Below are 22,608 nucleotides of genomic sequence, written 5' to 3' on the forward strand. Positions count from 1 at the left end.
ACATGGTCCTCGAACGAGAACTGATCCAAAGCCGCGGCTTTCGCAACGTCCAGGAAGGAACCGAGACGGTCGGTTTCGAAATAGCCCTCCGCATGCCCAACTACCGAGGCCTCTGGGGAAGCCTCATCGACGGGGTCGCTGTCACCGTGGATGGCCAGGAGTGGAACCGGGAAGTACCGCTCTGGACCCTCCAGGGACGCACTTTCAGCATCGAAGAACTGCGTCGGTCCACCGACGTCCGCTGGCAACTCGATGAACTGGCCACCATCATGGTGCCGCTCGCAGGCGGTCTGGCCGTAGGTGTCCATGATGTCCGCGTTGACATCGCCCTGCACGCGCCCTACATCCCTGCAGAATTCCAACCGTCAATTTTCACGTCCCAGCGAAAGGTCACGGTCCTCGCATGAGCAACCTCAAGTACGGTGTCTCCCTCTACAGCTACACAGGTGACATCAACACCGTCCTGACCCTCGAAGACGCCATGGCACAAATAGCTGACATCGGCGCTACCGGGATCGAGATCCTCGGCGAAGGCCACGTGCCCAGCTACCCGGAGCCGTCCATCGCGTGGATTGACCATTGGTACGGGCTGCTCGAGAAATACCAGCTTGAGCCCACCAACTACGGCTCCTGGATCGACTCAAGCATGTGGCGTGACCGCGACCTGACTGCCGATGAGGGTGCTGTGATGCTCGCCCGTGATCTTCGGCTCGCCCATCGCCTCGGGTTCACCTCAATCCGCCCGAAGATCGGTGTGGTGTCCATGGACCTGCGTCCCCATCCGATCTGGGAAGAGGTGATCGAGCGCAACCTCGACCTCGCAGCCGAGCTGAACCTCATCATTTGTCCGGAAATTCATGCGCCCACACCGATCAAGCACCCGGTGGTGGATGAGTACATCGCCTTCATCGAGCGAACCGGATCGAAGAACTTCCGCTTGCTGATCGACACCGGCATCTTCCAAAGGGCAATCACCACCGCCAAGCATGACGGCCTCAGCGAAGAGGCACAGGAAGAAGGATGGCGTAAACCCCTTGCCGTTCCCATGTCGGATCTGGTGGATGTCCTCCCCTACGTATCGTTCATCCAAGCCAAGTTCTTCGACATCGACCAGAACCTCGTTGACGGCCAGATACCTTGGCGCGAGATCCTTCAAACCTTGAAGGAGAACGAATGGTCAGGTTACCTGTCCAGCGAGTACGAAGGCGATCGCCTGCCTTACCGTTCCATTGAACAGGTGCGCCGGCAGCATGCCCTTCTGCATCGCCTGGAGGCCGAGATCGCCGGGACGCCGTGACCGCAGCCCGCCGCAGCAGCACGGTCCCAATCGCTCCCACCCGTCTCCGGCTCCTCATGGCAGCGCTCCTGGCGGTGTCATTCCTTGGAGCCCTCGATCACACCATCGTTTCAACTTCATTGGCCACTGTTGCCGGGGAACTGGGAGCTCTCCAGCACATGAGCTGGGTTGTGGTCGGCTACACGCTGGCAAGTACTGTCCTGCTTCCGGTCCTCGGAGGGCTGGGCGATCGAGTCGGTCCACGGATGGTCTTCCTCGTTGCGCTGGTCGGCTTTGTTGCCGCTTCCTTCGTTTGTGGACTCGCGCATGACATGACCCAGCTTGTCGTTGCGAGGGTCCTCCAGGGCATGAGCGCCGCGGGTCTCCAGCTGATGTCGCAGACGATCGTCGCCGAGGTAACAACACCAAGGCAACGTCCCCGATATCTATCACTCATCGGCGCCGCATTTCCGGTGGCGATTCTGATCGGGCCGCTCCTCGGGGGTCTGATCACAGACCACTTGGGGTGGCCTTGGGTGTTTTGGATCAACGTCCCGGTGGGGCTGGCCGCGCTTCTCCTTGCGGTCATCGCCGTTCCCCACATCGAACCAGCGGGCAAAAGACGGTTCGACGTCGTTGGAGCACTCCTGCTCACAGCTCTCCTTGTGGCGGTGGTGCTGGCAGTTGCGTGGTTCAGCTCAGGAAACGCATCAGCATGGAGCGCCGTTGGCGCAGGCGTAGCAGCGTTAACCGGTCTTGTCGCCGTCGAGCGTGGCCAGCAGAACCCCATCATCCCGGTTCACCTGTTTCGCAACCGCACCTTCAGTGCAGGCGTGGGATTATCAGCAGTCATGGGTGCCGGACTCATCTCCGCTACGGCGTACCTGCCGACGTACTTCCAGATGGCATACGGCGTCAGTGCCACCATTTCAGGGCTGGTTCCCATCGCAACCGTGCTTGGAATGTTGGTAGGCAATCTTGTGACGGGTTGGCTCGCTTCGCGGACAGGCCGCTACCGTCTTTTTCCGATCGTCGGTACGGTGTTGGGAGCCCTCGGACTCGGGGCCATGTCCGTAGTTCCGGAGGGTGCGCCGCTGTGGGTCCCGGCGTTGATCATGGCGTTCGTCGGCCTCGGCACGGGAGCGTTCATGAGCCTCGCCATTGCCATCGTGCAAAGTGCTGCGCCACGCAGTGAACTCGGCACCGCAACCGCAACCGCCGGCCTTAGCGGCCAAATCGGATCCACCATCGGCTCAGCCGTAGTGGGTGGTGTGGTGGGGTTCGGGGTCGCGTCACTGTTGCCAGCCGGGCTCGATTCTCACACGCTCACCCCGGCCTTGGTCCAAGCCGCAGACCCCGCCTTGCAGGCCGAGATAGCGTCGATTTACCACGACGTGTTTTCTCCCGTTTTCCTTGCACTGGCCGGCATCTACATCCTGGGTTTCATTGCAGCGCTGCTGCTGCCTGACGGACGCCTTTCGGACGAAGCCACCGCTCCCGCAGACAACCCTGCCAACCTGGCACTGCAAGCGAAGGATTAGCATGCCCGACACCACGAATGTGAGATGGGGGCTTGCCGGCACGGGAACCATCGCCCGTGAATTCGCGCGGACCCTGGCTGAAGTACCCTCAGCCTCGCTCACTGCTGCTGCATCCCGTACCACCGCAGCCTCAGAAAAGTTCTGTTCCGAATATGGCATCCCGAACCAGCACCTGTCATTTCAAGACCTCGCCCGTGACCACACCATAGACGCGGTGTACGTTTCCACCCCGGCAGGACTGCACCATGAGCACGCCACGCTGTTTATGGAGTCGGGCAAACACGTCCTGGTGGAAAAACCCTTTACCTCCACCCACGCTGAAGCCCTGGACCTGGCTCGAACCGCCAAGCGCACCGGGACAGTCCTGATGGAGGCCATGTGGTCCCGCTTCCTTCCTGCCTACGTTGAGCTGAAGCGGCTGGTGGACGACGGCGCCATCGGGGAGGTTCGAAAGGTTGAAGCGTCCTTCGGTTTCCCGATTCCGGAGGCCGGTCCGCGGGCACGGCCACAGTTGTACGATCCCGCGCTGGGCGGGGGAAGCCTGCTGGAGATGGGCGTTTACCCCGTTCAGCTCTCACACTGGCTCCTCGGCAATGAGCCGGCCGTCGCCGCGGTCGGCCGCAGCAGCACCAGCGGGGTGGACCTGGACACAACGGCGCTTTTGTCCTTCGGTGACGGTGCAACTGGAAACATCAGCTCCTCAATGTCCACAGTGCTTCCCAATGACGCACGGATACTGGGGACCGAGGGCTACATCCAACTGCCGGCCCCGCACCATTGTCCACACGAGCTGACTGTTTCACGCTACAACCCCTCGGGGCCGGGACTCATGCAGTCCCACCGCATCCAAGCCCCCATTGTTGGCGGCGGACTCAAATACGAAATTCTCGAGTTCCACGCGCTTCTCGAAGCGGGTAGGTCGGAGAGTTCCGTGATGCCCCTCATCGACTCTTTGGCCATCATGCGAACGCTTGACCTAATAAGGCACCAGATTCACAACCCTTCTCAGGAGGATCTTCACCCTGAAAGTTAATGTCCAGCCGGAGTGAATCCCGGCAACCATGACCCGGGACACAACTTAAACTCGCTACACAAGTATTAAGGACACCTACCATGCCATACGAGAACCTCCCGCGACTCGAGCGGATAGGCAACCACACCCGGCTCATCGTTGAGGAGAAGCCGTTTCTCTGCATCGGGGGTGAACTGCATAATTCGAGTGCATCCGACCGGAGCCATATGTCCCCCATCTGGGACAAGGTTGCAAAGACAGGGATCAACACCGTCATCGCTCCAGTGACCTGGGAACAAATAGAACCGGTGGAGGGACAACTCGACTTGTCGATCGTGGACGGATTAGTGGAAGACGCCCGGTCCACTGGGGTCCGTCTGGTAATGATCTGGTTTGGGGCCTTCAAGAACGCCTTTTCCACTTATGCCCCCAGCTGGGTTCGCGCTGATCGTGACCGTTTTCCGCGCGCGGACAGGGGCGCGAAACCGCTGAAGACCCCCTTCTCCTATCCCGGATCAATGCCGCGGCCAAGCTTGTCCGTCTTCTCTCGCGATCTTTTCGAAGCGGACCGAACTGCCTACACGGCCCTGTTGAGGCATGTCGCCCTGATCGATCCGGACCATACAGTCATCATGGTTCAGGTTGAAAACGAAGTGGGGCTGTTGGGTGCAGGAAGAGACCACAGCGCGCTGGCCGAGGCCGCGTGGAACGCACCGCTGCCCGAGCAACTGATGACTGCGGTCTCCGAAGCTCCGGATTCCTTTGATCCTGAGCTTGTACAGGCCCTTGGCGCAAATCCGGACAGCAGCAGGACCTGGGCGGACCATTTCGGCGACGACAACCCCATTGCTGAAGAGACCTTTATGGCGTGGGGATTTGCATCCTTTGTGGGAGGTCTGGCGGCTGCCGGAAAAGAAGTACTTCCCCTCCCCGCATACGCAAACGCCTGGATCGGCCCCCAACGTGGTCAGGACCTGCCCGGCCAGTACCCAAGCGGCGGACCAACCGCCCGGATGGTCCCCGTGTGGCGGGCCGCGGCGCCAGCCATCGACTTCCTGGCACCGGATATTTACGTTCCCAACTCGGCAGAAGTCATGCGGCAATACGCCACCGATTCCAATCCCTTGTTCATCCCTGAAGCGCGTTTTCGCGCCGGAGATGCGTTTCTGGCAATCGGCGGCTTTAGAGGCCTCGGCTACAACGTCTTCGGTGTGGAAGAAGGCAGGGAAGGCAACCAATTCAGCACCGCCTGCTCCATCATTACTTCCCTTACTCCAGAGATAGTGGATGGCCAACGCGACGGCAGGATTTTTGGTTTCGCCCTAGACCCAGACGAGGAATCCATCCGAGCCGACCTGATGGATACCGGCATCACTGTTCGCAATTCCAGGAAGCTCCTCGAAGGCATGCTCCTGGACGCAGGTGTGCGGGTCCCACCGGCACCCGAACTCCTGGAAGAAACGGTTGCCGCTACCCATGGCCCCACCCCAGGAGACGCCCGTCCCTTCGGGATGGTCCTGGCCATCAATCCCACCGAGTTCATCGTGGTGGGCCAAGGAGCGCAGGTGGACTTCCACAAGCCCGGGTGTGACGTTGAGCTTGATTCAGTGAGGGAATTGCTGGTGACCGACGCCGGGCTACAGGAAGGACGATTCCTCAACGGAGACGAGCGCCTTGAGATCCTTTCCGACAAGCACATCAGCGCCGTGAGGGTCCGACTCCTCGTCAGCGCCGTCAGCTAGCCGGAAGCATCAGGAAAGGAACCCTATGCCGTTTCATCCCGACATCGCCGCCCGGCTCCCCTTGCTGAACGGAATCCCCGTCATTAAAAGTGGTCTCAGCGAGCCGCCCACGAGGGCGCAGATGGAGGCCTTTGATGCCTACCCGGACGCGACTCCCCCACCGACTGCCACAACCCGGATGGTTTCCTTGCCCGGCCCCCATGTGTCGGTACCAGTTCGCATTTACACCCCTGCAGAACCGTCCGATGAAGCTCATTCCGCACAAGCATTAGTGTGGATGCATGGCGGTGCCTTTCAATTCGGAGATCTGGAAACCAAAGAGGCCGACTGGACAGGCCAGCAGTTGCTCACCGCGCTGACGGGCTGGTCATCGGCTGCAACCCCTACCCGCACGCAACCAAGGTAAGAGGCGCATTTATGACCGAGCCCGAACACAACCCCTTTGGCTTTATCGGCCTGACCTACGATGACGTCCTGCTCCTGCCGGAGCACACGGACGTCATCCCGTCCGAGGCCGACACCTCCTCGCGGATTTCCAAGCGGATTACTGTGCAGACCCCGCTGCTGTCGGCGGCCATGGACACGGTGACCGAGTCCCGGATGGCCATCGCCATGGCCCGCCAGGGCGGCCTGGGCGTGGTGCAGCGCAACCTGTCCATCGCTGACCAGGCGGACCAGGTGGACCGGGTCAAGCGCAGTGAGTCGGGCATGATCACCAACCCGCTGTCCATCCGGCCCGAGGCCACGCTGCGCGAGCTGGATGGTCTGTGCGCGCAGTACCGCGTGTCCGGCCTGCCGGTTGTTGACGAGGACAACCGGCTGCTGGGCATTGTCACCAACCGCGACACCCGCTTTGTGCCGGAGTCCGATTTCCCGCTGCGGCTGGTCAGCGACGTGATGACCAAGATGCCGCTGGTCACCGGGCACGTGGGCATCAGCCGTGAAGAAGCCTCGCACAAGCTGGCCACCAACAAGATCGAAAAGCTGCCGCTGGTGGATGAGCAGGGCCGGCTGAAGGGCCTGATCACCACCAAGGACTTCACCAAGGCGGAGCAGTACCCGTTGGCCACGAAGGACGACGAGGGCCGGCTCCGTGTGGGTGCCGCCTTCGGCTTTTTCGGGGACGGCTGGGAGCGGGCGATGGCACTGGTTGATGCCGGCGTCGATGCCCTGTTCGTGGACACCGCGAACGGCCACTCGCAGGGCGTGCTGGATATGATCCGGCGCCTGAAGTCCGATCCTGTGGCGGCCCATGTGGACGTCATTGGCGGCCAGGCCGCCACCCGTGAAGGCGCCCAGGCCTTGATCGACGCCGGTGCTGACGGCATCAAGGTGGGCGTTGGGCCGGGCTCCATCTGCACCACCCGTGTGGTGGCCGGTGTGGGCGTTCCTCAGATCACTGCGATCTACGAAGCCGCCAAGGCTGCCATACCGGCCGGTGTGCCGATCATTGCCGACGGCGGCCTGCAGTACTCGGGCGACATCGGCAAGGCGCTGGTGGCCGGCGCCGATACGGTGATGCTCGGCTCCCTCCTGGCCGGCTGCGACGAGTCGCCGGGCGAGCTGATCTTCGTCAACGGCAAGCAGTTCAAGTCCTACCGGGGCATGGGCTCCCTGGGTGCCATGCAGTCCCGGGGCAAGAACACCTCCTACTCCAAGGACCGCTACTTCCAGGCCGACGTCTCGGGCGACGACAAGCTCATTCCCGAGGGAATCGAAGGCCGTGTGGCCTACCGTGGCCCGCTGGCACCGGTGGCCTACCAGCTGGTGGGCGGCCTGCGGCAGACCATGTTCTACACCGGTGCTTCCACCATTTCCGAGCTGAAAGCCCGGGGAAAGTTTGTCCGGATCACCCCGGCCGGGCTGAAGGAATCGCACCCGCATGACATCCAGATGACCGGCGAGGCGCCGAACTACGGATCCCGCTAGTGACCACCGCCGGGCAGGCTGGCAAGGTGGAACCCCCCAAGAATGCGCCGACGCCGCTGAGTCCTGAGAGGGATCGCGGCGGCGCTCCCCGCGGGCTCCAAGGGGCACCTCTGAAGGCGACACCCGATACATATATCGAGATGCGAGAAGCTGGACGGCGGAGGGGCGCCCGCTACGCGTCTTCAACCCGCTGAAGTTAGCTGACAACGACGCCGGAATCGTCCTCCCGGACCAGATCTCGCCCCGATCACCGTCACAATCACCATGCTCGGCGTCTACACGGTCAACAACAGTCTCTTCGACATGTTCCTAGTGATCATCTTCGGCATCATCGGCTACATCCTGAAAGGACCAGTTTTGAACCCGGCCCCATGGTGCTCGCGTTCGTGCTGGGTTCCATGCTCGAAGTAGCCGCCCGCCAGTCTCTGCTCCTCTTCGACGGCAATGTCGCCGGGTTCGTCACCCGCCCCATCTCCGGCGGTCTGCTGCTCATGATCGTCGCCACCATTGCCCTGCTCCCGGTAATTAAGAAGCTGCGGGACCGACGGGTCGCCATCACTGAAGCCGTCGAATCCGGCCACCCGGAGAACGCTCCGGAACTGATCAACGAGAAGGGCAAGAAATGACAATCGTCGTCGCCTACACCCCCACCCCAGCCTCCGAGGCAGCACTCGCCTTCGGCATTTCGGAGGCGAAACTACGCGGAGAACGCCTCGTTGTCGTCAACTCATCCAAGGGCGCAGCCCGGGTAGATGCACGGCTCGCCAGCGACGAGCAACTAAACAGTCTCGACGCACAGCTGGCCTCCAGCGGAATCGACCACGTCCTGGAACAGCCCAGCCGCGGCAAGGAAGCTGTCGAGGAGATCCTGAACACGGCCGAACATCACGAGGCCAGCATGATCATCATCGGCACCCGTCACCGTTCCCCCGTGGGCAAATTCATCATGGGCAGCACCGCCCAGCAAATCATTCTCGACTCCGCTATCCCCGTCGTCGCCGTCAAAGCCGCGACTGACGGCCGCCACAAGAGGCCCCGCCACCATGAATAAGAACATCCCGCGGACCAACGCATACGTCAGCCGGACCTTGCCCGCGGTTCCCGACGCTGGTTCACAGGGGTAAAGGCGGGGAGACCCTGTGGACCGCGCCGGCATTCTTCCAGCACGATCACGTCCGAACCCCCCCGGCCTAAGTCTGAACACGTCTGGCCCGGAAAGGGCGGCATCCCAAAAAAATATGGCAAACCCGGAGTTTACGATCACTCGCGTCAGCGTAACCCCCATCCTCATAGAGGATGCCCCCTGCTGAATTTGCAAGGGGTCCACCAGCCATCCACGGGGGTGATGAGGATCGAAACTCAGGGCGGTCAGTACGGAGTCGGAGAAACCTACGGCGACACCGAGATCATCGAGTACCTGCAGATGTTCGGCGAGCAGCGGCGTGGCCTCACTGCAGACCTTCACAAAGCCTCTGGCAGGTCGACCCACCAAAAGCCAATCCCGTTAATCGGGATGCGATAGCATTTATCGGGACTTTACGGTATCTTACTTAGAGCAGGTTCTACGGCCTGGTTCGCCGGCATCATCGTCTCGACGCGTGGTGCATTAAGTCCCTGCGCTTCACGGCTCGTACCTCGGAGGAAAGAGAAGATCATGGTTTTGGATCAGCGAGTTGAGACGGTGGGGGCAGCTGCCCTGGCTTATGGCGCCTCGACCGTCGTGGGCGTGGAAGTTTACGAACTCGATATCCCTTTTGACGACGGCAGCACTGGTTATGGGGCTCCTGCCGGTCGGTGGAACCGTTTCGACGGGGTCATCGTGCGCATTACCACGGCTGACGGGATCAGCGGCTGGGGAGAATGCTTTGCTTACAGCTGCCGGTCAGCGGTTGCGGAGGCTTTTCGCACCATGGTGGCTCCGCTCCTTATGGGCCAGGACGCCGGCGATGTCCCGGGCCTGATGCGCAGGGTGCAGCAGAACATACACTTGTTTGGCCGCTACGGCATTGCAATGTTCGCGGTTTCCGGAGCTGACATCGCCCTGTGGGACAGGAAGGCCCGATCAGCCGGGGTGCCCCTTGCAGAGCTGCTTGGCGGTCGAAAGCGTGCTGAAGTTGCCGCCTACGCCAGCCTCGTCCACTACGGCCAGGCGGAGGTCGTCCACGATCGGGCACGACAGGCTGTCGAAGCAGGTTACACCTCGGTTAAGCTGCACGAGACGCTCCCGGAGATTATCCGCGCCGGCCGCGAAGGCGTAGGTGCGGAAATCGAGCTCACTGTGGATGCAAACTGCGCCTGGAGCCTGGACGAAGCACGCGAGCAGTTGCCCGCACTGGAAGCAATCGGCATTGACTGGCTCGAGGAGCCCATCTACCCTCCTGAGGACTTCGAAGCGCTTGCCCAGCTTGCAGCGGCGACCAGCATCCCGCTGTCCGCCGGAGAGAACGCATGCACCCGCTACGAGTTCCACAAAATGATGCAGGCCGATTCCGTCCAGCACCCCCAACCCTCGGTGACAAAGATCGGCGGGATCACTGAATTCATGGCAGTTGTGAACGAGGCCGAGCAGCGCGGCATCGTGTGCATGCCGCACTCGCCCTACTTCGGCCCCGGATACTGGGCAACGCTTCAACTGCTCTCTGCGGCTCCCGGTGATCCGAAGCTTGAGCATCTCTACGTCGAACCCGAAGCCTTCCCGGGCATCGCTACCCCCATCCCCCGTGAGGGCCGGGTACGCATCCCGGATAGCCCGGGCACGGGCTTTGAACCTGACTGGACGGTACTTAACGCGTATGCAGCCCGAGCACGTCCCGGCACTCCAACCTAAAACACAGTCCAGCATCATGGAACGCATCGCCATCGGTGGCGGGGCGTGATGGCGCAAGGCCGCCCTTGCGGTGACCCCTGGACGGCGATCCTGGCTGCAGCTGGGTGCACTTCGACCCCATCGCGGGGCTGCGGCACGGCGGTCTGAGAATACTTAAGAACGGAAACGATGATTTCTGCCACGTTGACGCAGGGATCACCTGCGGTCACTGATGACCGGTTGATCCTGCGGTTTCTCACCGCCCCTCAGGACATGGATCATGGTGGCGGGCAAGTGAATGCCGGCCGCGTTCTCGAATGGATTGACCGCGCGGGCTACGCCTGCGCCGTGGCCTGGAGCTCCAGTTACTGTGTCACGGCTTACGTCGGCAACGTGCACTACGACGGGAGTATTGGCCCGGGCGACGTCGTTGAAGTCGATGCGAGGATCATTCACACAGGTAGGTCCAGCATTCATGTTCTGGTCTCCGTTCACGCGCGTTCTTTGGACGAGGCCGAGTACACCCGTGCCATGCACTGCATCCTTGTCTTTGTGGCAGTGGATGAGCAGGGTAAACCTCACGGGGTCCGGCCCTGGCAGCCCAAAACTCGGGACGACGAGGCCAGGCAGCAACTTGCTCTTCAGCGGATTCCCGTGCGGATGCGGATCAAAGAGGCGATGCTGGCTGAGCTGTATTCCGGCCAAGGAACCGGGCCCGGAAGTACGCTCCGGTTCGTGGCAGGTCAGGAAACCGCGAACTGGGCGGGCAACGCCCACGGCGGTACTGTTATGCGCTGGATTGATGAAGCCGCAGGGACCTGTGCTGTACTCCTTAGCCTGAATCCACCGGTCCGCTGGGGCGGGTAGCCTGATTCCATTTTCGGTGATTTTGCGGGTTGCGGGCATGGTGGATTGCCGGGGCCTCGCTGCCCTGTGGTGTTCCACTGCCGGTCCTGGTTGCTCCTGCAGCCAATCGGGCAACCCTCCATCACGTCCTGCAGCCAATCGGGCAACCCTCCATCACGTCCTGCAGCCAATCGGGCAACCCTCCATCACGTCCTGCAGCCAATCGGGCAACCCTCCATCACCTTTGGGTCAACCGAAGGCGCCGAAAGCATATGCCTGCGGGAGCACCGCCGTCGGACTTCATTAGTTAGTGATGGAGCGAGGCGCCAAAAGCCGCAGGAGCTGATGGGGCGTTGGATGGAAAGCCGCAGGAGCTGATGGGGCGTTGGCCGGAAAGCGGGAGGAGCTGATGGGGCGTTAGACGGACCAGTTCGTCCACCCGCCCGGACCTTCCCATCACATGTCCGCCATGTCCTGCGTTTTAACCTCGCCGGCGCGCTCGTACACCAGCGACACCGCCCCTTTCGGGAAGCTGCGGGCAGGCTCGGCGAGGCGGAAGGAGGCGGGGATGGTCCCGGCGTCGAAGAGGCGCTTGCCCTGCCCGAGCGTGACGGGGTACAGCCAGAGGTGGAGTCGGTCCAGTACGTCTGCCGCGAGCAGTGAACGGATAAGGACGCCGCTGCCGAACATGTGCACCTGGTCGTACTCCTCTCGGAGCCGGCCTGCAGCCGTGGCGTCCGGCAGGACTGTCGTGCCCGCCCAGGCCGGAGCGGTCAGGGTGCTGGAAACAACGAACTTCGGCACCCGGTTGAGCGTGCCGCCGATGTCGCCGGACTGGTGGGGCCAGTAGCTGGCGAAGATGTCGTAGGTCTTCCGGCCGAGAAGCAGGGCATCGATGAGGCTGATCTCAGCCTCGATGGCAGCCCCAGCCTCGTCGTCGGATACGGGCATCTGCCAGCCGCCCAGACCGAAGCCGCCCTCGGTGTCCTCTTCGCGGCCGCCCGGTCCCTGGTAGACGCCGTCGAGGGTCAGGAACAGGTTCGCGACGATGATTCCCATGCGTCCAGTCTGGAACTGCCCTCCGGTGCTGTCCAGCATTGCCCGGCCTCCCTACCCGGCGTCGGCCGGCGTGGCACACTGGTGCCATGCTGCTCGATGAGCTTGTGAGAACTACGGATGCCGTGGCGTCCACGCGCTCCCGGCTCGCCAAGGTCGATGCACTCGCAGATCTGCTGCGCAGGCTCGAGCCCGCTGACATCGCCACGGCGGTCGGCCTGCTGACCGCCAGGCCGCGGCAGGGCCGGGTAGGGGTCGGTTGGCGCGGCATGTCAGCGGCCATGGGGAAGCCAGCCGCTGAACCGAGCCTGACCGTCGCCGACCTGGACGCAGCGCTGGACCGGCTGCTCGTTACCTCAGGCGCTGGGTCTGCCGCCGAGCGCGCCGCGACCCTCCGCACGCTGACGGCGGCCGCCACCGAGCGCGAACAGGCCTTCATCGCCGGCGTGCTGCTCGGCGAACTGCGTACCGGTGCACTCGAGGGCGTCCTCACCGATGCCGTCGCCCGCGCCGCCGACCGGCCCGTCGACGCTGTACGCCGCGCGGCCATGCTCTCCGGTGATCTCGGCGAAACCGCACTCCTGGCTATGACGGGCACGGCGGACCAGCTCGCCGCCGTCGGCCTGGTGGTCGGCCGCCCTGTGCAACCCATGCTCGCCTCAACCGCCGCCAGCGCCGGTGCCGCGCTGGAAGTCACGGGGGAGGCATCGGTGGAATACAAGCTCGACGGCGCGCGCATCCAGGTGCATCGCCTCGGCGACAATGTGCGCATCTTTACGCGCACCCTGGCCGAGGTTACCCACCGGCTGCCCGAGGTGGTCGACGTGGTGCGCGGACTGCCCGTGCGCGATGTGATCCTCGACGGCGAGACCCTGGCCCTCAACGAGGACGGTGGCCCGCGGCCGTTCCAGGAGACCATGTCGCGGTTCGGGGCGGATGCCGTGCGCGACACCTTGCTGCATCCGTGGTTCTTTGACGTGTTGCACGTCGACGGGCGGGACCTGCTCGACGATCCGCTGACGACCCGCATCGAGGTGCTCGAGCGCATCGCTCCCGGGTATCGGATTCCTGGGGAGATCACGGCGGATGCGGACGTAGCTGAAGAAGTGGCCCGGGATGCGCTGGCCGCAGGCCATGAGGGCGTGGTGGTAAAGGCCGTTGGTTCGGCCTACGCGGCGGGCCGCCGAGGTTCGAACTGGGTCAAGGTGAAGCCGGTGCTCACCTACGACCTGGTGGTGCTCGCGTGCGAATGGGGGTCAGGACGGCGCACCGGGCTGCTGTCGAACCTGCACCTGGGAGCCCTCGACCCCACCGGCGAGTTCGGCGAACCCGGCGGCTACGTCATGGTGGGCAAAACCTTCAAGGGCCTCACGGACGCCCTGCTGCAATGGCAGACAGGGCGCTTCCAGGAGCTGGAGGTGCGGCGAACGGCGGGCACCGTCTGGGTGGAGCCCGTCACCGTGGTGGAGATCGCGATCGACGGCGTGCAGCAATCCTCGCGCTATCCCGGCGGAATCGCCCTGCGGTTCGCGCGCGTGAAACGCTACCGCGACGACAAGACAGCTGCCGAAGCCGACACCATCCAGACACTGCGGGCGCTGCTGCGTTCGTAGCGGGAAAAGGAACCCCCGGGCGCGCCCAAGCTGTGCTGGAGCTACGGCCAGGGTTGGGTCGGGGAGGTGCCTGCGACGTCATCTGGTGCGCGGTACCTGGCCGGGAAAATACGCCAATTGGGTAGAATTGATGTTTTGCCTATGCGCCTGTGAGGTCTTTTAGTGTCAGTAGCGAGAACAGCGGTTGCAGCCGGACCGCCTTCCGGAGCCGATGCCAAGAGCCGGAAACCCACTTTCCGTCCCGAAGTCCAGGGCCTCCGCGCGCTCGCAGTACTGATGGTGGTGGCCTACCATGTGTGGCTTGGCCGGGTATCGGGTGGAGTGGACATATTCCTCCTGATCTCGGCTTTCCTGCTCACGCTTTCCTTTGTCCGGAAAGCGGAGTCAGGGCGCCCTTTCGGGCTCCTGGGGCACTGGCTGCACCTGTTCAAACGGCTGCTCCCGGCCGCCGTTGTGGTGATCCTCGGTGTCCTCGCGGGGACGTGGCTGATCCTGCCGCAGAGCCGCTGGCCACAGGTGCTGGACCAGGCCTGGGCGTCGCTGCTGTACAACCAGAACTGGCTGCTCGCTGATACCGCTGTGGACTACTACGCCCAGGACCATGCCGGCGCCAGCCCGCTCCAGCACTTCTGGTCGCTGTCCATCCAGGGCCAGGTGTTCATCCTGTGGCCGCTGATCTTCGCCGGCACCGCGGCGCTGCTGGCGTTGGTGGGCCGCGTCCCGGCACTTCACAGGGTGAATTACCGGGGGCTGCTGGCGCTGGTTTTTGGCACGGTCTTCGCCTTTTCGCTGGCCTACTCCGTGGAGCAAACCGCCACCAACCAGGCGTACGCCTACTTTGACACCAGGGCCCGCCTTTGGGAGTTCGCACTTGGGTCGCTCCTGGCACTTGCGCTGCCCTACCTCAAGCCTGCCCGGGCCCTGCGGGTCATACTGGGCTGGGCGGGGCTGGCAGCCATGGTCTCCTGCGGCCTGCTGCTGACCGTGGACCGGTCTTTCCCAGGTTTCGTGGCGCTGTGGCCAACCCTGGCGGCGGCTGCAATTATCGTTGCGGGACAATCCGGCAGCCGCTACGGTGTGGACACGTTCCTGGGCAGCAAGCCCTTGGTGGCGCTGGGAGATAACTCCTATGCACTGTACCTGTGGCACTGGCCCGTCCTGGTTCTTGCGCTCGCCGCCACCGGTGTGGACGCACCCAACCTGGCCCAGGGACTGGGGATCGTGGGCGCATCGGTCGTCCTCGCTGTCCTGACCACCCGCTTCGTTGAAAAGCCGCTTCGCGACTGGCACTGGCCCAAACTCCGGGCCTGGCGCACCGCCGTCGTCATTGTGGCCTGTGGGGCCATCCTCGCCGGTCCCGTGGCCGTCTGGCAGACCACGCTCACCGCAGAGGAAAGCGCGACGGCGGCCCAGCCGCGGGAGCTCACGCCCGGGGCGGCGGCCCTGAACCCGGAGCACGCCCCGCTGCCCGATCCTGACGCCAAGATCATTCCGGGGCCGGCCGCGCTGGACAACGACTGGGCCGGCATCCAAGCCCCCTGCACCGGAGCCAATGCCACCAGTGACCCCGTCCTCGAAGGATGCCGGCAGGAGGTCCCGGAAGGGGAGGTCACCAAACGTATTGTGGTCCTTGGCGACTCCCACTCCCAGCAGTACCTGGGTGCGCTGGCACCGATTGCGGCTGCGCGGGGCTGGGAACTGGTGACGCTGCTGATGCCGGCGTGCCGCTTTGGAGCCGAGTCAGTGGAGAGGAACGCGGAATGCAACGCCTACAACCAGGCCAGCGCCGCCTACGTCCTGGAACACAAGCCCGACGCAGTGTTCACGGTGGCATCACTGACCCATGAGGAAGCCCCGTTCGAAACCGAAGTCCCGGGTTACCTGGAGGGGGTCCGGCCGTTTGCTGACGCCGGGATCGAGATTATCGGCATCCGGGACAACCCCCGCTTTACGTTCAACATGCCCGAGTGCATCCAGCGCAACGGCCCGGACGCCCCGGAATGCAGCGTGTCTCTGGAAGAATCCCTGGTGGACCCATCTCCGCTCGAAAACTACTCGGGCCAGGTGGAGGGGCTGCACCTGATGGATCTGAGCGACTTCATCTGCGCGCGCGGCATCTGCCCGGGCGTGGTGGGAAATGTCTACGTTTACAAGGACGACAACCACCTCACCCGGACCTATGTGGAAACCATGATTCCCATGTTCGAACAGCGGCTCCTGGCCGCGACCGGCTGGAACTGACCCTGCACAGCATCCCGCTGTGGGGCTGGCGTTGGTGTGGTTGCTCACATTGCCGGCATGGAATAGGGGGATCGGCGCCGAGGTTCTAATATTTACTCAACACTTTCTGAACCCGGAGCGCCGCATGCAGTGGTGGTCCCGATCTTCTGCACAGGCCAGTCCCGTAATGACGGGCTGGTCATCGGCTGCAACCCCTACCCGCACAGCAACCATGGTAAGAGGCGCATTCATGACCGAGCCCGAACACAACCCCTTTGGCTTCATCGGCCTGACCTACGACGACGTCCTGCTCCTGCCGGGCCACACCGAGGTCATCCCTTCCGAAGCGGATACGTCCTCCCGGATCTCCAAGCGCATCACCGTCCAGACGCCCCTGCTGTCCGCAGCCATGGACACCGTGACGGAGTCCCGGATGGCCATCGCGATGGCCCGCCAGGGCGGCCTGGGTGTGGTGCACCGCAACCTGTCCATCGCAGACCAGGCGGACCAGGTGGACCGCGTCAAGCGCAGCGAGTCCGGGATGATCACCAACCCGCTGACCATCCGGCCGGAGGCAACCCTGCGCGAGCTGGATGACCTCTGCGCCCAGTACCGCGTGTCCGGCCTGCCGGTGGTGGACGAGGACAACCGCCTGCTGGGCATCGTCACCAACCGCGACACCCGCTTTGTGCCCGAATCCGACTTCCCGCTGCGGCTGGTCAGCGACGTTATGACCAAGATGCCCCTGGTCACCGGTCACGTTGGCATCAGCCGCGAGGAAGCCTCGCACAAGCTGGCCACCAACAAGATCGAAAAGCTTCCCCTCGTTGATGAGCAGGGCCGCCTCAAGGGCCTGATCACCACCAAGGACTTCACCAAGGCCGAGCAGTACCCGCTGGCCACGAAGGACGACGAAGGCCGCCTCCGCGTTGGCGCCGCCATCGGCTTCTTCGGGGACGGCTGGGAGCGCGCCATGGCACTGGTTGATGCCGGCGTCGACGCCCTGTTCGTGGACACCGCGAACGGCCACTCGCAGGGCGTGCTGGACATGATCCGCCGCCTCAAGTCCGATCCCGTGGCGGCGCACGTTGACGTCATCGGCGGCCAGGCCGCCACCCGCGAAGGGGCCCAGGCCCTGATCGACGCCGGCGCCGACGGCATCAAGGTGGGCGTGGGGCCGGGCTCCATCTGCACCACCCGCGTGGTGGCCGGTGTGGGCGTCCCACAGATCACCGCCATCTACGAATCCGCCAAGGCAGCCATTCCGGCAGGCGTTCCGCTGATCGCCGACGGCGGCCTGCAGTACTCGGGCGACATCGGCAAGGCGCTGGTTGCCGGTGCTGACACGGTGATGCTGGGCTCGCTGCTGGCCGGCTGCGACGAGTCACCGGGCGAGCTGATCTTCGTGAACGGCAAGCAGTTCAAGTCCTACCGCGGCATGGGCTCCCTGGGTGCCATGCAGTCCCGCGGCAAGAACACGTCCTACTCCAAGGACCGCTACTTCCAGGCCGACGTCTCGGGCGACGACAAACTCATTCCGGAGGGCATCGAAGGCCGTGTTGCCTACCGCGGTCCGCTGGCTTCCGTGGCCTACCAGTTGGTGGGCGGCCTGCGCCAGACCATGTTCTACACCGGTGCCCCCACCATCCCTGAGCTGAAGGCCCGCGGCAAGTTTGTCCGGATCACCCCCGCAGGGCTGAAGGAATCGCACCCGCACGACATCCAGATGACCGTCGAGGCGCCGAACTACGGTTCCCGCTGACACCGGTCCACACCATATCCGGCAGGCCATGGAGTTCGCGCTCCATGGCCTGCCGGCGTCTGTGCCCGGTACTAGGCTGAATCCATGCCTGCACCAAGCCACCCGGCTGAACTGAGCCCTAAACGGGAACCCCAGCGCCGCCTGGCCCTCCGGCCCTACGCACGCGCTGTAGCCCAGGTCCTCCGGGTGAGCTTCCGGGCCTCCCCGGGCGCCGTGGTCATGAAGGTGCTCGGCTCGCTGATTTCGGCTGTGCTGCCGCTGGTCACCACCTACTTCGCTGCGCTGACCACCACCGCGCTGGCTGCCGCGTACTCCGGTGACGCCGCAGCCGGCCAGCTCGCGATTGTTTACGTCATCATCACCGCCGCCCTGGGTCTTTTTTGGGGTGCCTTCACCAGCGTGGACCGCTACATCCAGCAGCTGATGAGCTTCAAGGTGGGGGCCATCGTGGGCGACCAGATGTACGAGCGGTTCCTTGCCCTCGAATTCTGGCGCTACGACGACAAAGAAACCGTTGACCTCTACGACCGCGCCAAGCGCTTCTCGGACTCCTACGCCCGGGTGTTGGACAGGATCGCGGCGATCTTCACCCAGCTCGTCTCGGTCATCCTGGCCGTCGGAGCACTGCTCCTGGTCAGCTGGTGGATTGCGGTGATTGTCCTGGTGGCCATCGTGCCCAGCGTCTACCTGCAGTTCAAACTGTCCCGGGAGCAGATAGCGCACTGGAACACGCAGGTGGACTCGCGGCGGCAGCGGCGGATGATCGAACAAAACCTCCTGCGGCCGCAGCATATTGCCGAGATGCGCCTCTACGGCATCGTGGGCTTCCTGATGGACCTCCGCTCCCGCCTCCGCGACGCTGACGAGCGCCGCCGTCTTGATTTCCAGCGCCGGTACATCCCTAAGCAGCTCGCCGCTGATGCCCTGCAATACGGCGCGGAGGTGGTCTCGCTGATCTGGGTGGTGGGGCAGATCATCGCCCGCGCGCAGCCCGTCGGCCAGTTCCTCTATGTGCAGCAGATCGTCAGCCGGGCATTGTCCACGGCCAACAACCTGGTGTCCTCCCTCAGCTCCATCGACGAGGACCTGGCGAACCTCAAGGACTACGAACTGTTTATGGCCCTGCCGGTGCATTCCGAGCACGCGCCTCCACTGCTCGAATCCCCAAAAACCGTGGAACTGAAGGACATCCGCTTCACCTACACGGGCAGCGACATCGAGGTGATCCGCGGGATCAACCTGACCATCAGCGAAGGCCAGCACATCGCCATCGTGGGGGAGAACGGCGCCGGGAAGTCCACCCTGATCCGGATCCTGGCCGGACTCTACCGCCCGGATTCCGGCCAGGTAATGCTCGACGGCGTGGACCTCGCCGCCGTCGACGTCACCTCCTGGCACAGGCACCTCGCGGTGCTGAGCCAGGAGTTCCTCAAGTACGAGTTCGCCACTGCCGCCGAAAATATCTACTTCGGTGATGTTGACTCACCCCGGGACGACGCCCGCATCCGCAGGGCCGCAGCAGATGCGGAGGCGCTGGACTTCATCAACAAGCTGCCCAACGGCCTGGAAAACCACGTCAGCAACTGGATGGAGGATCCCCGGGGCCGCAAAGGCAGCGGACTCTCCGGCGGCCAATGGCAGCGGCTGGCAATGGCCCGCAACTTCTATCGGGACGCCTCGTTCATGGTGATGGACGAACCGACGTCGGCCATCGATGCCCTCGCCGAGCACCGCATCTTCACCCGTCTCTTTGCGGACCGAAGCAGCACCATCATCGCCATCAGCCACCGCCTCGCCACCATCGAAAAGGCGGACATCGTGTACATGCTGGAAGACGGGCAGATCGTGGAGCAGGGGACCCACAAGGAGCTTGTTGCGCTTCGCGGCCGCTACTTCCGGATGTTCGAGTCGCAGCTCAGCGTAGAGGAAGCCGAGGGAGTCTGAGGTCAGCCCCAAGCCTCTACCACCGTTGTGCGCACGCGGGCAACGCTGGGACGCGGCGGGACGCTGCTGAACCCAAACGTCACCGCCGGCCGGATGGGTGCAAGCGTCCCGGCGTCGGCCCCTTCCCAGGTCACGACGGCGGAGGTGACGTAGTGCAGGTCGCTCACTCCGTAGTACTCGAGCCTGCCGTTGCCGGCAGTACCGAACGTGCGGGCGCCGGGGGCGGCCAAAGCCGCCAGCGGGCTGACGCTGCTCAGCCACCGCGGATGCACAGCGAGGCGCCGCGGCACTGCCCGCAGCGCGGTCCCCAGCAAGGTTCTGCCTCCTACCTCGGCCCGGACCGCAAGGGGACCGGCGGACACGGTGAGCCGATGACCGTCCAGCTCCGCTGACATGTCCAGAACCTGGACTTCGTCGAAGCTATAGGTGGTGGAAATGAAGCCGGCCACTTCCTGGCTCGGCGCCAGCAGCAGCCGGTGCCCGGACGCCTGCTGGACCATGACGTCCGCGAAGGCTCCGAAAGGGGAGTGCTGCCACATCCCTACCACGGCCCGAAGGCCGGAGGACGTGCCGATCCCGGCAATGTGCCCGTCGAAAACCCAGCGCCTGCCCACACGGTCACCTCAGAGCGGGCCGTAGCCTGCGGTGCCGTAGGGATCGTGCCACACGGCCAGGTCCTGTTCCACTGCCCTGCGGAGTTCCGGGTTCACTTGGACCCGTTGCCGGAAGGATTGCCGGGCCCGGCCCAGTACCACGGAGGGGACCAGGATGCAGGCCACCAGGAGGGCCACGATCAGCAGGAAGGTGCCGGCCAGTACCAGGGCCGTGCCGTCTCCCCTGGAAGCGGCCGCCGGCAGGAACGTCGAGAGGATCCCGCCCAGGATGACCGCCAGTACTGACACCATGACGATGCCGCCACGGGCGGATCCAGGTCCGCGGGTGATAAGGGCCTTATCGGTATTGGGCAGCGTTGCGCGTACCCGTTTCCAGAAGGAGAGGCCGAGCGCCGTCAGGGCGGCACCCAGGGGGCCGAGGACCGCAAACGCGGCAGGATTTCCTGACGTAGCTGAATAGAACGCGCCAGCCAAAGCAAGGACAGGTCCGCCGGCGATTGCACTGCTCCAGCCCGCGGCCAGGGTGCCCTGGGCGTCCGCCAGTTGCCGCAATCGGGATGGGGCATTGGGTGGGCTCACCCGGGCCAGATCGGGGGAGAGCCAGTACTCGAGGGGATGGACGGGCCGGGCGTCGTAGGGGATTGGACTTGTCATGGCGGCCTAGAGACCCAGGGCTTTGCGTACCCGGTTCTCGAGTTGGTCGGAAGGCAGGGGCTCTGTCGCCAGGCCTTCCCCCTCACCTGATGCCATTTCCAGCGAGCCGTCCCGGCCGGCCTTGACGTGGACTGCATGGAAGGACTTATCCGCAAGGTGCCGGCGGAGCGTTGCCGCAGCGGGGCGTCCGTCCGGGGCCGAGCCCAGATAAAAGGTGACCATTTCGATGGCTGTTTTGAACATGCCGTCGGCGTCGGTCAGTGGCCGCAGCTCGTGGACGCCGTATTTGCTGAGGCTGAGGATCAGTGCACCTTCCCCGGAACCGAACAGAAAGTAGACATGTTCCGCTTTGGGTGTTACCAGGGCGGCCTCGAGCCAGGCATTGGAGGCTGCCAAGACAGCCGCGACGCCGGCGGCGGGACCTGCCGGGACGAGGCTCTCGCCTTCCACCTTCATGAGGCCCCGTTCCAGGAGCGTCGCGACTCCCGCCTGCTCCAGCGGTGCACCTGCGGCGTCGTCGAGCCTGAACAGACTCCGGCACCTGAGTGCCCCGCTGGTTCCCGCCAGGGCGATCAGGGCAATGAGTTCGTGTTCAGTGATGAGCAGGGGTGCGTCTTCTTGAATGGTCACAGCAGCCTTTGGGTAGACAGGGTCTCGGGTCATATTCTATGGAAGCTTCCAGGGAAGCCGGGGTGTCAGGTGAGCCAGCCCCAGACCTTCTTGGCGCCGTCGGCTACGGCATCGACGGTCTTTGCCGCCGCATCGCCCACCATTTCGGAGGCTGAACCGTAACCCAGGTTCGTGGCAAGGAGGCCCATGCCGCCCCAGGCGATGCCGGCGACAGCGAAGAAGGGGCCGGCGCCTGGGATGAAGCTTCCCGCTGCCAGGACGGTTGAGATGCTGCCGTCGATCGCCATCCCGGTGTTGCCCGTTGTGTAGCCCTGCCCGATCTGCAACACACCTGTGACCATGCCGAGTCCGCCGGAAAGGCGTCCCAGCATCGACGTGCCGTTGAGGAACTGCGTTCCCCGGACGTAGCCAACCCCGGGAGCTTGGGCGTACTGGGCGCTTAGCCAGGGCCAGTTGGTCAGTTTCGTGAGGAGGTCGCCTTTGGCCATGGTGGCCAGGAGGCTGTCCGTGTAGAGGCCTGCCCCGGTCACCGCAGCGTTGGCGGCCCACCATTCCGGGCTCCCGGCGACGGAGAGGATGCCTTCAACTCCGGTGGACGGAGTTGCCCCGGGATTTCCGGGCCCTGCCGGACTGGTTGCGGCTCCCGGTCCGGAACCGGCCGTGCCCCCGTTGGTGCTGGCATTTTCCTGTTCATCGGCCTGCGTCAAGAGAGTCCGTGATGCGTCGATCAGCGACTGGGACGCCTTGTTGAGCATGGGGCGCAGGCTGCTGCTCCACTCGCGGCGGAAGTTGCCCGCGTCGTTGCCCTTCCAGGCGGCGTTTGAGACCAGGCTGCTGACCAGGCGCTCCGTGTTCAGCAACTGCTGCCCTGACTGTCCCATGGACTTGGAGAGCGAGCGCAACTGTTCTATGTCGGCACCGTAAAGGCCAGGGGCCATGGTTGTTCTCCTCGGAATCGGGCAC

At 64.0% G+C, this 22,608-nt stretch carries 22 protein-coding genes; 17 read left to right on the forward strand and 5 right to left on the reverse strand.

Annotated elements, in window-relative coordinates; translation table 11 throughout:
- The first annotated feature begins 2 nt into the window (after positions 1 to 2).
- The 13 genes from M8J71_RS13375 to M8J71_RS13435 all read left to right on the forward strand — a co-directional run bounded on the left by M8J71_RS13375 (position 3) and on the right by M8J71_RS13435 (position 11,173).
- Positions 3 to 407: a C-glycoside deglycosidase beta subunit domain-containing protein gene (locus tag M8J71_RS13375; RefSeq protein WP_256248350.1), complete on the forward strand. Its 405-nt coding sequence runs from the start codon at positions 3 to 5 to the stop codon at positions 405 to 407.
- On the forward strand, positions 404 to 1,297 hold the full coding sequence (locus M8J71_RS13380) for a sugar phosphate isomerase/epimerase family protein (protein WP_256248351.1): 894 nt from the start codon (positions 404 to 406) through the stop codon (positions 1,295 to 1,297). The genes M8J71_RS13375 and M8J71_RS13380 overlap by 4 nt, the downstream gene beginning before the upstream one ends.
- Entirely contained in the window at positions 1,294 to 2,817 is a 1,524-nt protein-coding gene (locus M8J71_RS13385) for an MDR family MFS transporter (RefSeq protein WP_256248352.1), read from the forward strand. The genes M8J71_RS13380 and M8J71_RS13385 overlap by 4 nt, the downstream gene beginning before the upstream one ends.
- 1 nt (position 2,818) lies before the next feature.
- Positions 2,819 to 3,850 (forward strand): Gfo/Idh/MocA family protein, encoded by a 1,032-nt coding sequence (locus M8J71_RS13390; protein ID WP_256248353.1) that lies wholly within the window; start codon positions 2,819 to 2,821, stop codon positions 3,848 to 3,850.
- 80 nt (positions 3,851 to 3,930) lie between these two features.
- The gene (locus tag M8J71_RS13395) at positions 3,931 to 5,571 is read left to right on the forward strand and encodes a DUF5597 domain-containing protein (protein WP_256248354.1); all 1,641 of its coding nucleotides are present in this window, start codon (positions 3,931 to 3,933) and stop codon (positions 5,569 to 5,571) included.
- A 25-nt stretch (positions 5,572 to 5,596) separates the two neighbouring features.
- The gene (locus M8J71_RS13400) at positions 5,597 to 5,977 is read left to right on the forward strand and encodes a hypothetical protein (protein WP_256248355.1); all 381 of its coding nucleotides are present in this window, start codon (positions 5,597 to 5,599) and stop codon (positions 5,975 to 5,977) included.
- Positions 5,978 to 5,988: 11 nt separating this feature from the next.
- Positions 5,989 to 7,500, forward strand: coding sequence for an IMP dehydrogenase (gene guaB / locus M8J71_RS13405; RefSeq protein ID WP_256248356.1), 1,512 nt, complete (start codon positions 5,989 to 5,991; stop codon positions 7,498 to 7,500).
- A gap of 264 nt (positions 7,501 to 7,764) precedes the next feature.
- Positions 7,765 to 7,911: a hypothetical protein gene (locus M8J71_RS13410; RefSeq protein WP_256248357.1), complete on the forward strand. Its 147-nt coding sequence runs from the start codon at positions 7,765 to 7,767 to the stop codon at positions 7,909 to 7,911.
- Complete coding sequence (locus M8J71_RS13415) at positions 7,872 to 8,126, forward strand: hypothetical protein (RefSeq protein ID WP_256248358.1); 255 nt, start codon at positions 7,872 to 7,874, stop codon at positions 8,124 to 8,126. The genes M8J71_RS13410 and M8J71_RS13415 overlap by 40 nt, the downstream gene beginning before the upstream one ends.
- On the forward strand, positions 8,123 to 8,551 hold the full coding sequence (locus tag M8J71_RS13420; protein ID WP_256248359.1) for a universal stress protein: 429 nt from the start codon (positions 8,123 to 8,125) through the stop codon (positions 8,549 to 8,551). The genes M8J71_RS13415 and M8J71_RS13420 overlap by 4 nt, the downstream gene beginning before the upstream one ends.
- Before the next feature lie 294 nt (positions 8,552 to 8,845).
- On the forward strand, positions 8,846 to 9,022 hold the full coding sequence (locus tag M8J71_RS13425; protein WP_256248360.1) for a hypothetical protein: 177 nt from the start codon (positions 8,846 to 8,848) through the stop codon (positions 9,020 to 9,022).
- A 132-nt stretch (positions 9,023 to 9,154) separates the two neighbouring features.
- Positions 9,155 to 10,327: a mandelate racemase/muconate lactonizing enzyme family protein gene (locus M8J71_RS13430; protein ID WP_256248361.1), complete on the forward strand. Its 1,173-nt coding sequence runs from the start codon at positions 9,155 to 9,157 to the stop codon at positions 10,325 to 10,327.
- A gap of 168 nt (positions 10,328 to 10,495) precedes the next feature.
- Positions 10,496 to 11,173 (forward strand): hotdog domain-containing protein, encoded by a 678-nt coding sequence (locus M8J71_RS13435; RefSeq protein WP_256248362.1) that lies wholly within the window; start codon positions 10,496 to 10,498, stop codon positions 11,171 to 11,173.
- A 435-nt stretch (positions 11,174 to 11,608) separates the two neighbouring features.
- Here the strand turns inward: M8J71_RS13435 and M8J71_RS13440 are convergent, their stop codons facing one another.
- Complete coding sequence (locus tag M8J71_RS13440) at positions 11,609 to 12,211, reverse strand: dihydrofolate reductase family protein (protein ID WP_256248363.1); 603 nt, start codon at positions 12,209 to 12,211, stop codon at positions 11,609 to 11,611.
- Between the two features lie 86 nt (positions 12,212 to 12,297).
- On the opposite strand from M8J71_RS13440, the gene M8J71_RS13445 reads away from it, so the two are divergent.
- From M8J71_RS13445 to M8J71_RS13460, 4 genes are all read left to right on the forward strand, one after another.
- Complete coding sequence (locus tag M8J71_RS13445; protein WP_256248364.1) at positions 12,298 to 13,821, forward strand: ATP-dependent DNA ligase; 1,524 nt, start codon at positions 12,298 to 12,300, stop codon at positions 13,819 to 13,821.
- 162 nt (positions 13,822 to 13,983) lie between these two features.
- Positions 13,984 to 16,062 (forward strand): acyltransferase family protein, encoded by a 2,079-nt coding sequence (locus M8J71_RS13450; RefSeq protein WP_256248366.1) that lies wholly within the window; start codon positions 13,984 to 13,986, stop codon positions 16,060 to 16,062.
- Between the two features lie 229 nt (positions 16,063 to 16,291).
- Entirely contained in the window at positions 16,292 to 17,803 is a 1,512-nt protein-coding gene (gene guaB, locus M8J71_RS13455) for an IMP dehydrogenase (RefSeq protein WP_163162037.1), read from the forward strand.
- An 84-nt stretch (positions 17,804 to 17,887) separates the two neighbouring features.
- Complete coding sequence (locus M8J71_RS13460; RefSeq protein ID WP_256248367.1) at positions 17,888 to 19,747, forward strand: ABC transporter ATP-binding protein; 1,860 nt, start codon at positions 17,888 to 17,890, stop codon at positions 19,745 to 19,747.
- A 2-nt stretch (positions 19,748 to 19,749) separates the two neighbouring features.
- Here the strand turns inward: M8J71_RS13460 and M8J71_RS13465 are convergent, their stop codons facing one another.
- The 4 genes from M8J71_RS13465 to M8J71_RS13480 form a co-directional block, all read right to left on the reverse strand.
- Entirely contained in the window at positions 19,750 to 20,361 is a 612-nt protein-coding gene (locus M8J71_RS13465; RefSeq protein ID WP_256248368.1) for a hypothetical protein, read from the reverse strand.
- Between the two features lie 9 nt (positions 20,362 to 20,370).
- Complete coding sequence (locus tag M8J71_RS13470) at positions 20,371 to 21,015, reverse strand: hypothetical protein (protein ID WP_256248369.1); 645 nt, start codon at positions 21,013 to 21,015, stop codon at positions 20,371 to 20,373.
- A 6-nt stretch (positions 21,016 to 21,021) separates the two neighbouring features.
- Positions 21,022 to 21,645 (reverse strand): hypothetical protein, encoded by a 624-nt coding sequence (locus M8J71_RS13475; RefSeq protein WP_256248371.1) that lies wholly within the window; start codon positions 21,643 to 21,645, stop codon positions 21,022 to 21,024.
- 65 nt (positions 21,646 to 21,710) lie between these two features.
- Positions 21,711 to 22,583, reverse strand: a complete 873-nt coding sequence (locus M8J71_RS13480) for a hypothetical protein (RefSeq protein WP_256248372.1) — start codon at positions 22,581 to 22,583, stop codon at positions 21,711 to 21,713.
- Positions 22,584 to 22,608: the final 25 nt, after the last annotated feature.

It is taken from the genome of Pseudarthrobacter sp. R1 (genome assembly GCF_024494415.1).
In the GTDB taxonomy this organism is placed as follows: Bacteria; Actinomycetota; Actinomycetes; order Actinomycetales; family Micrococcaceae; genus Arthrobacter.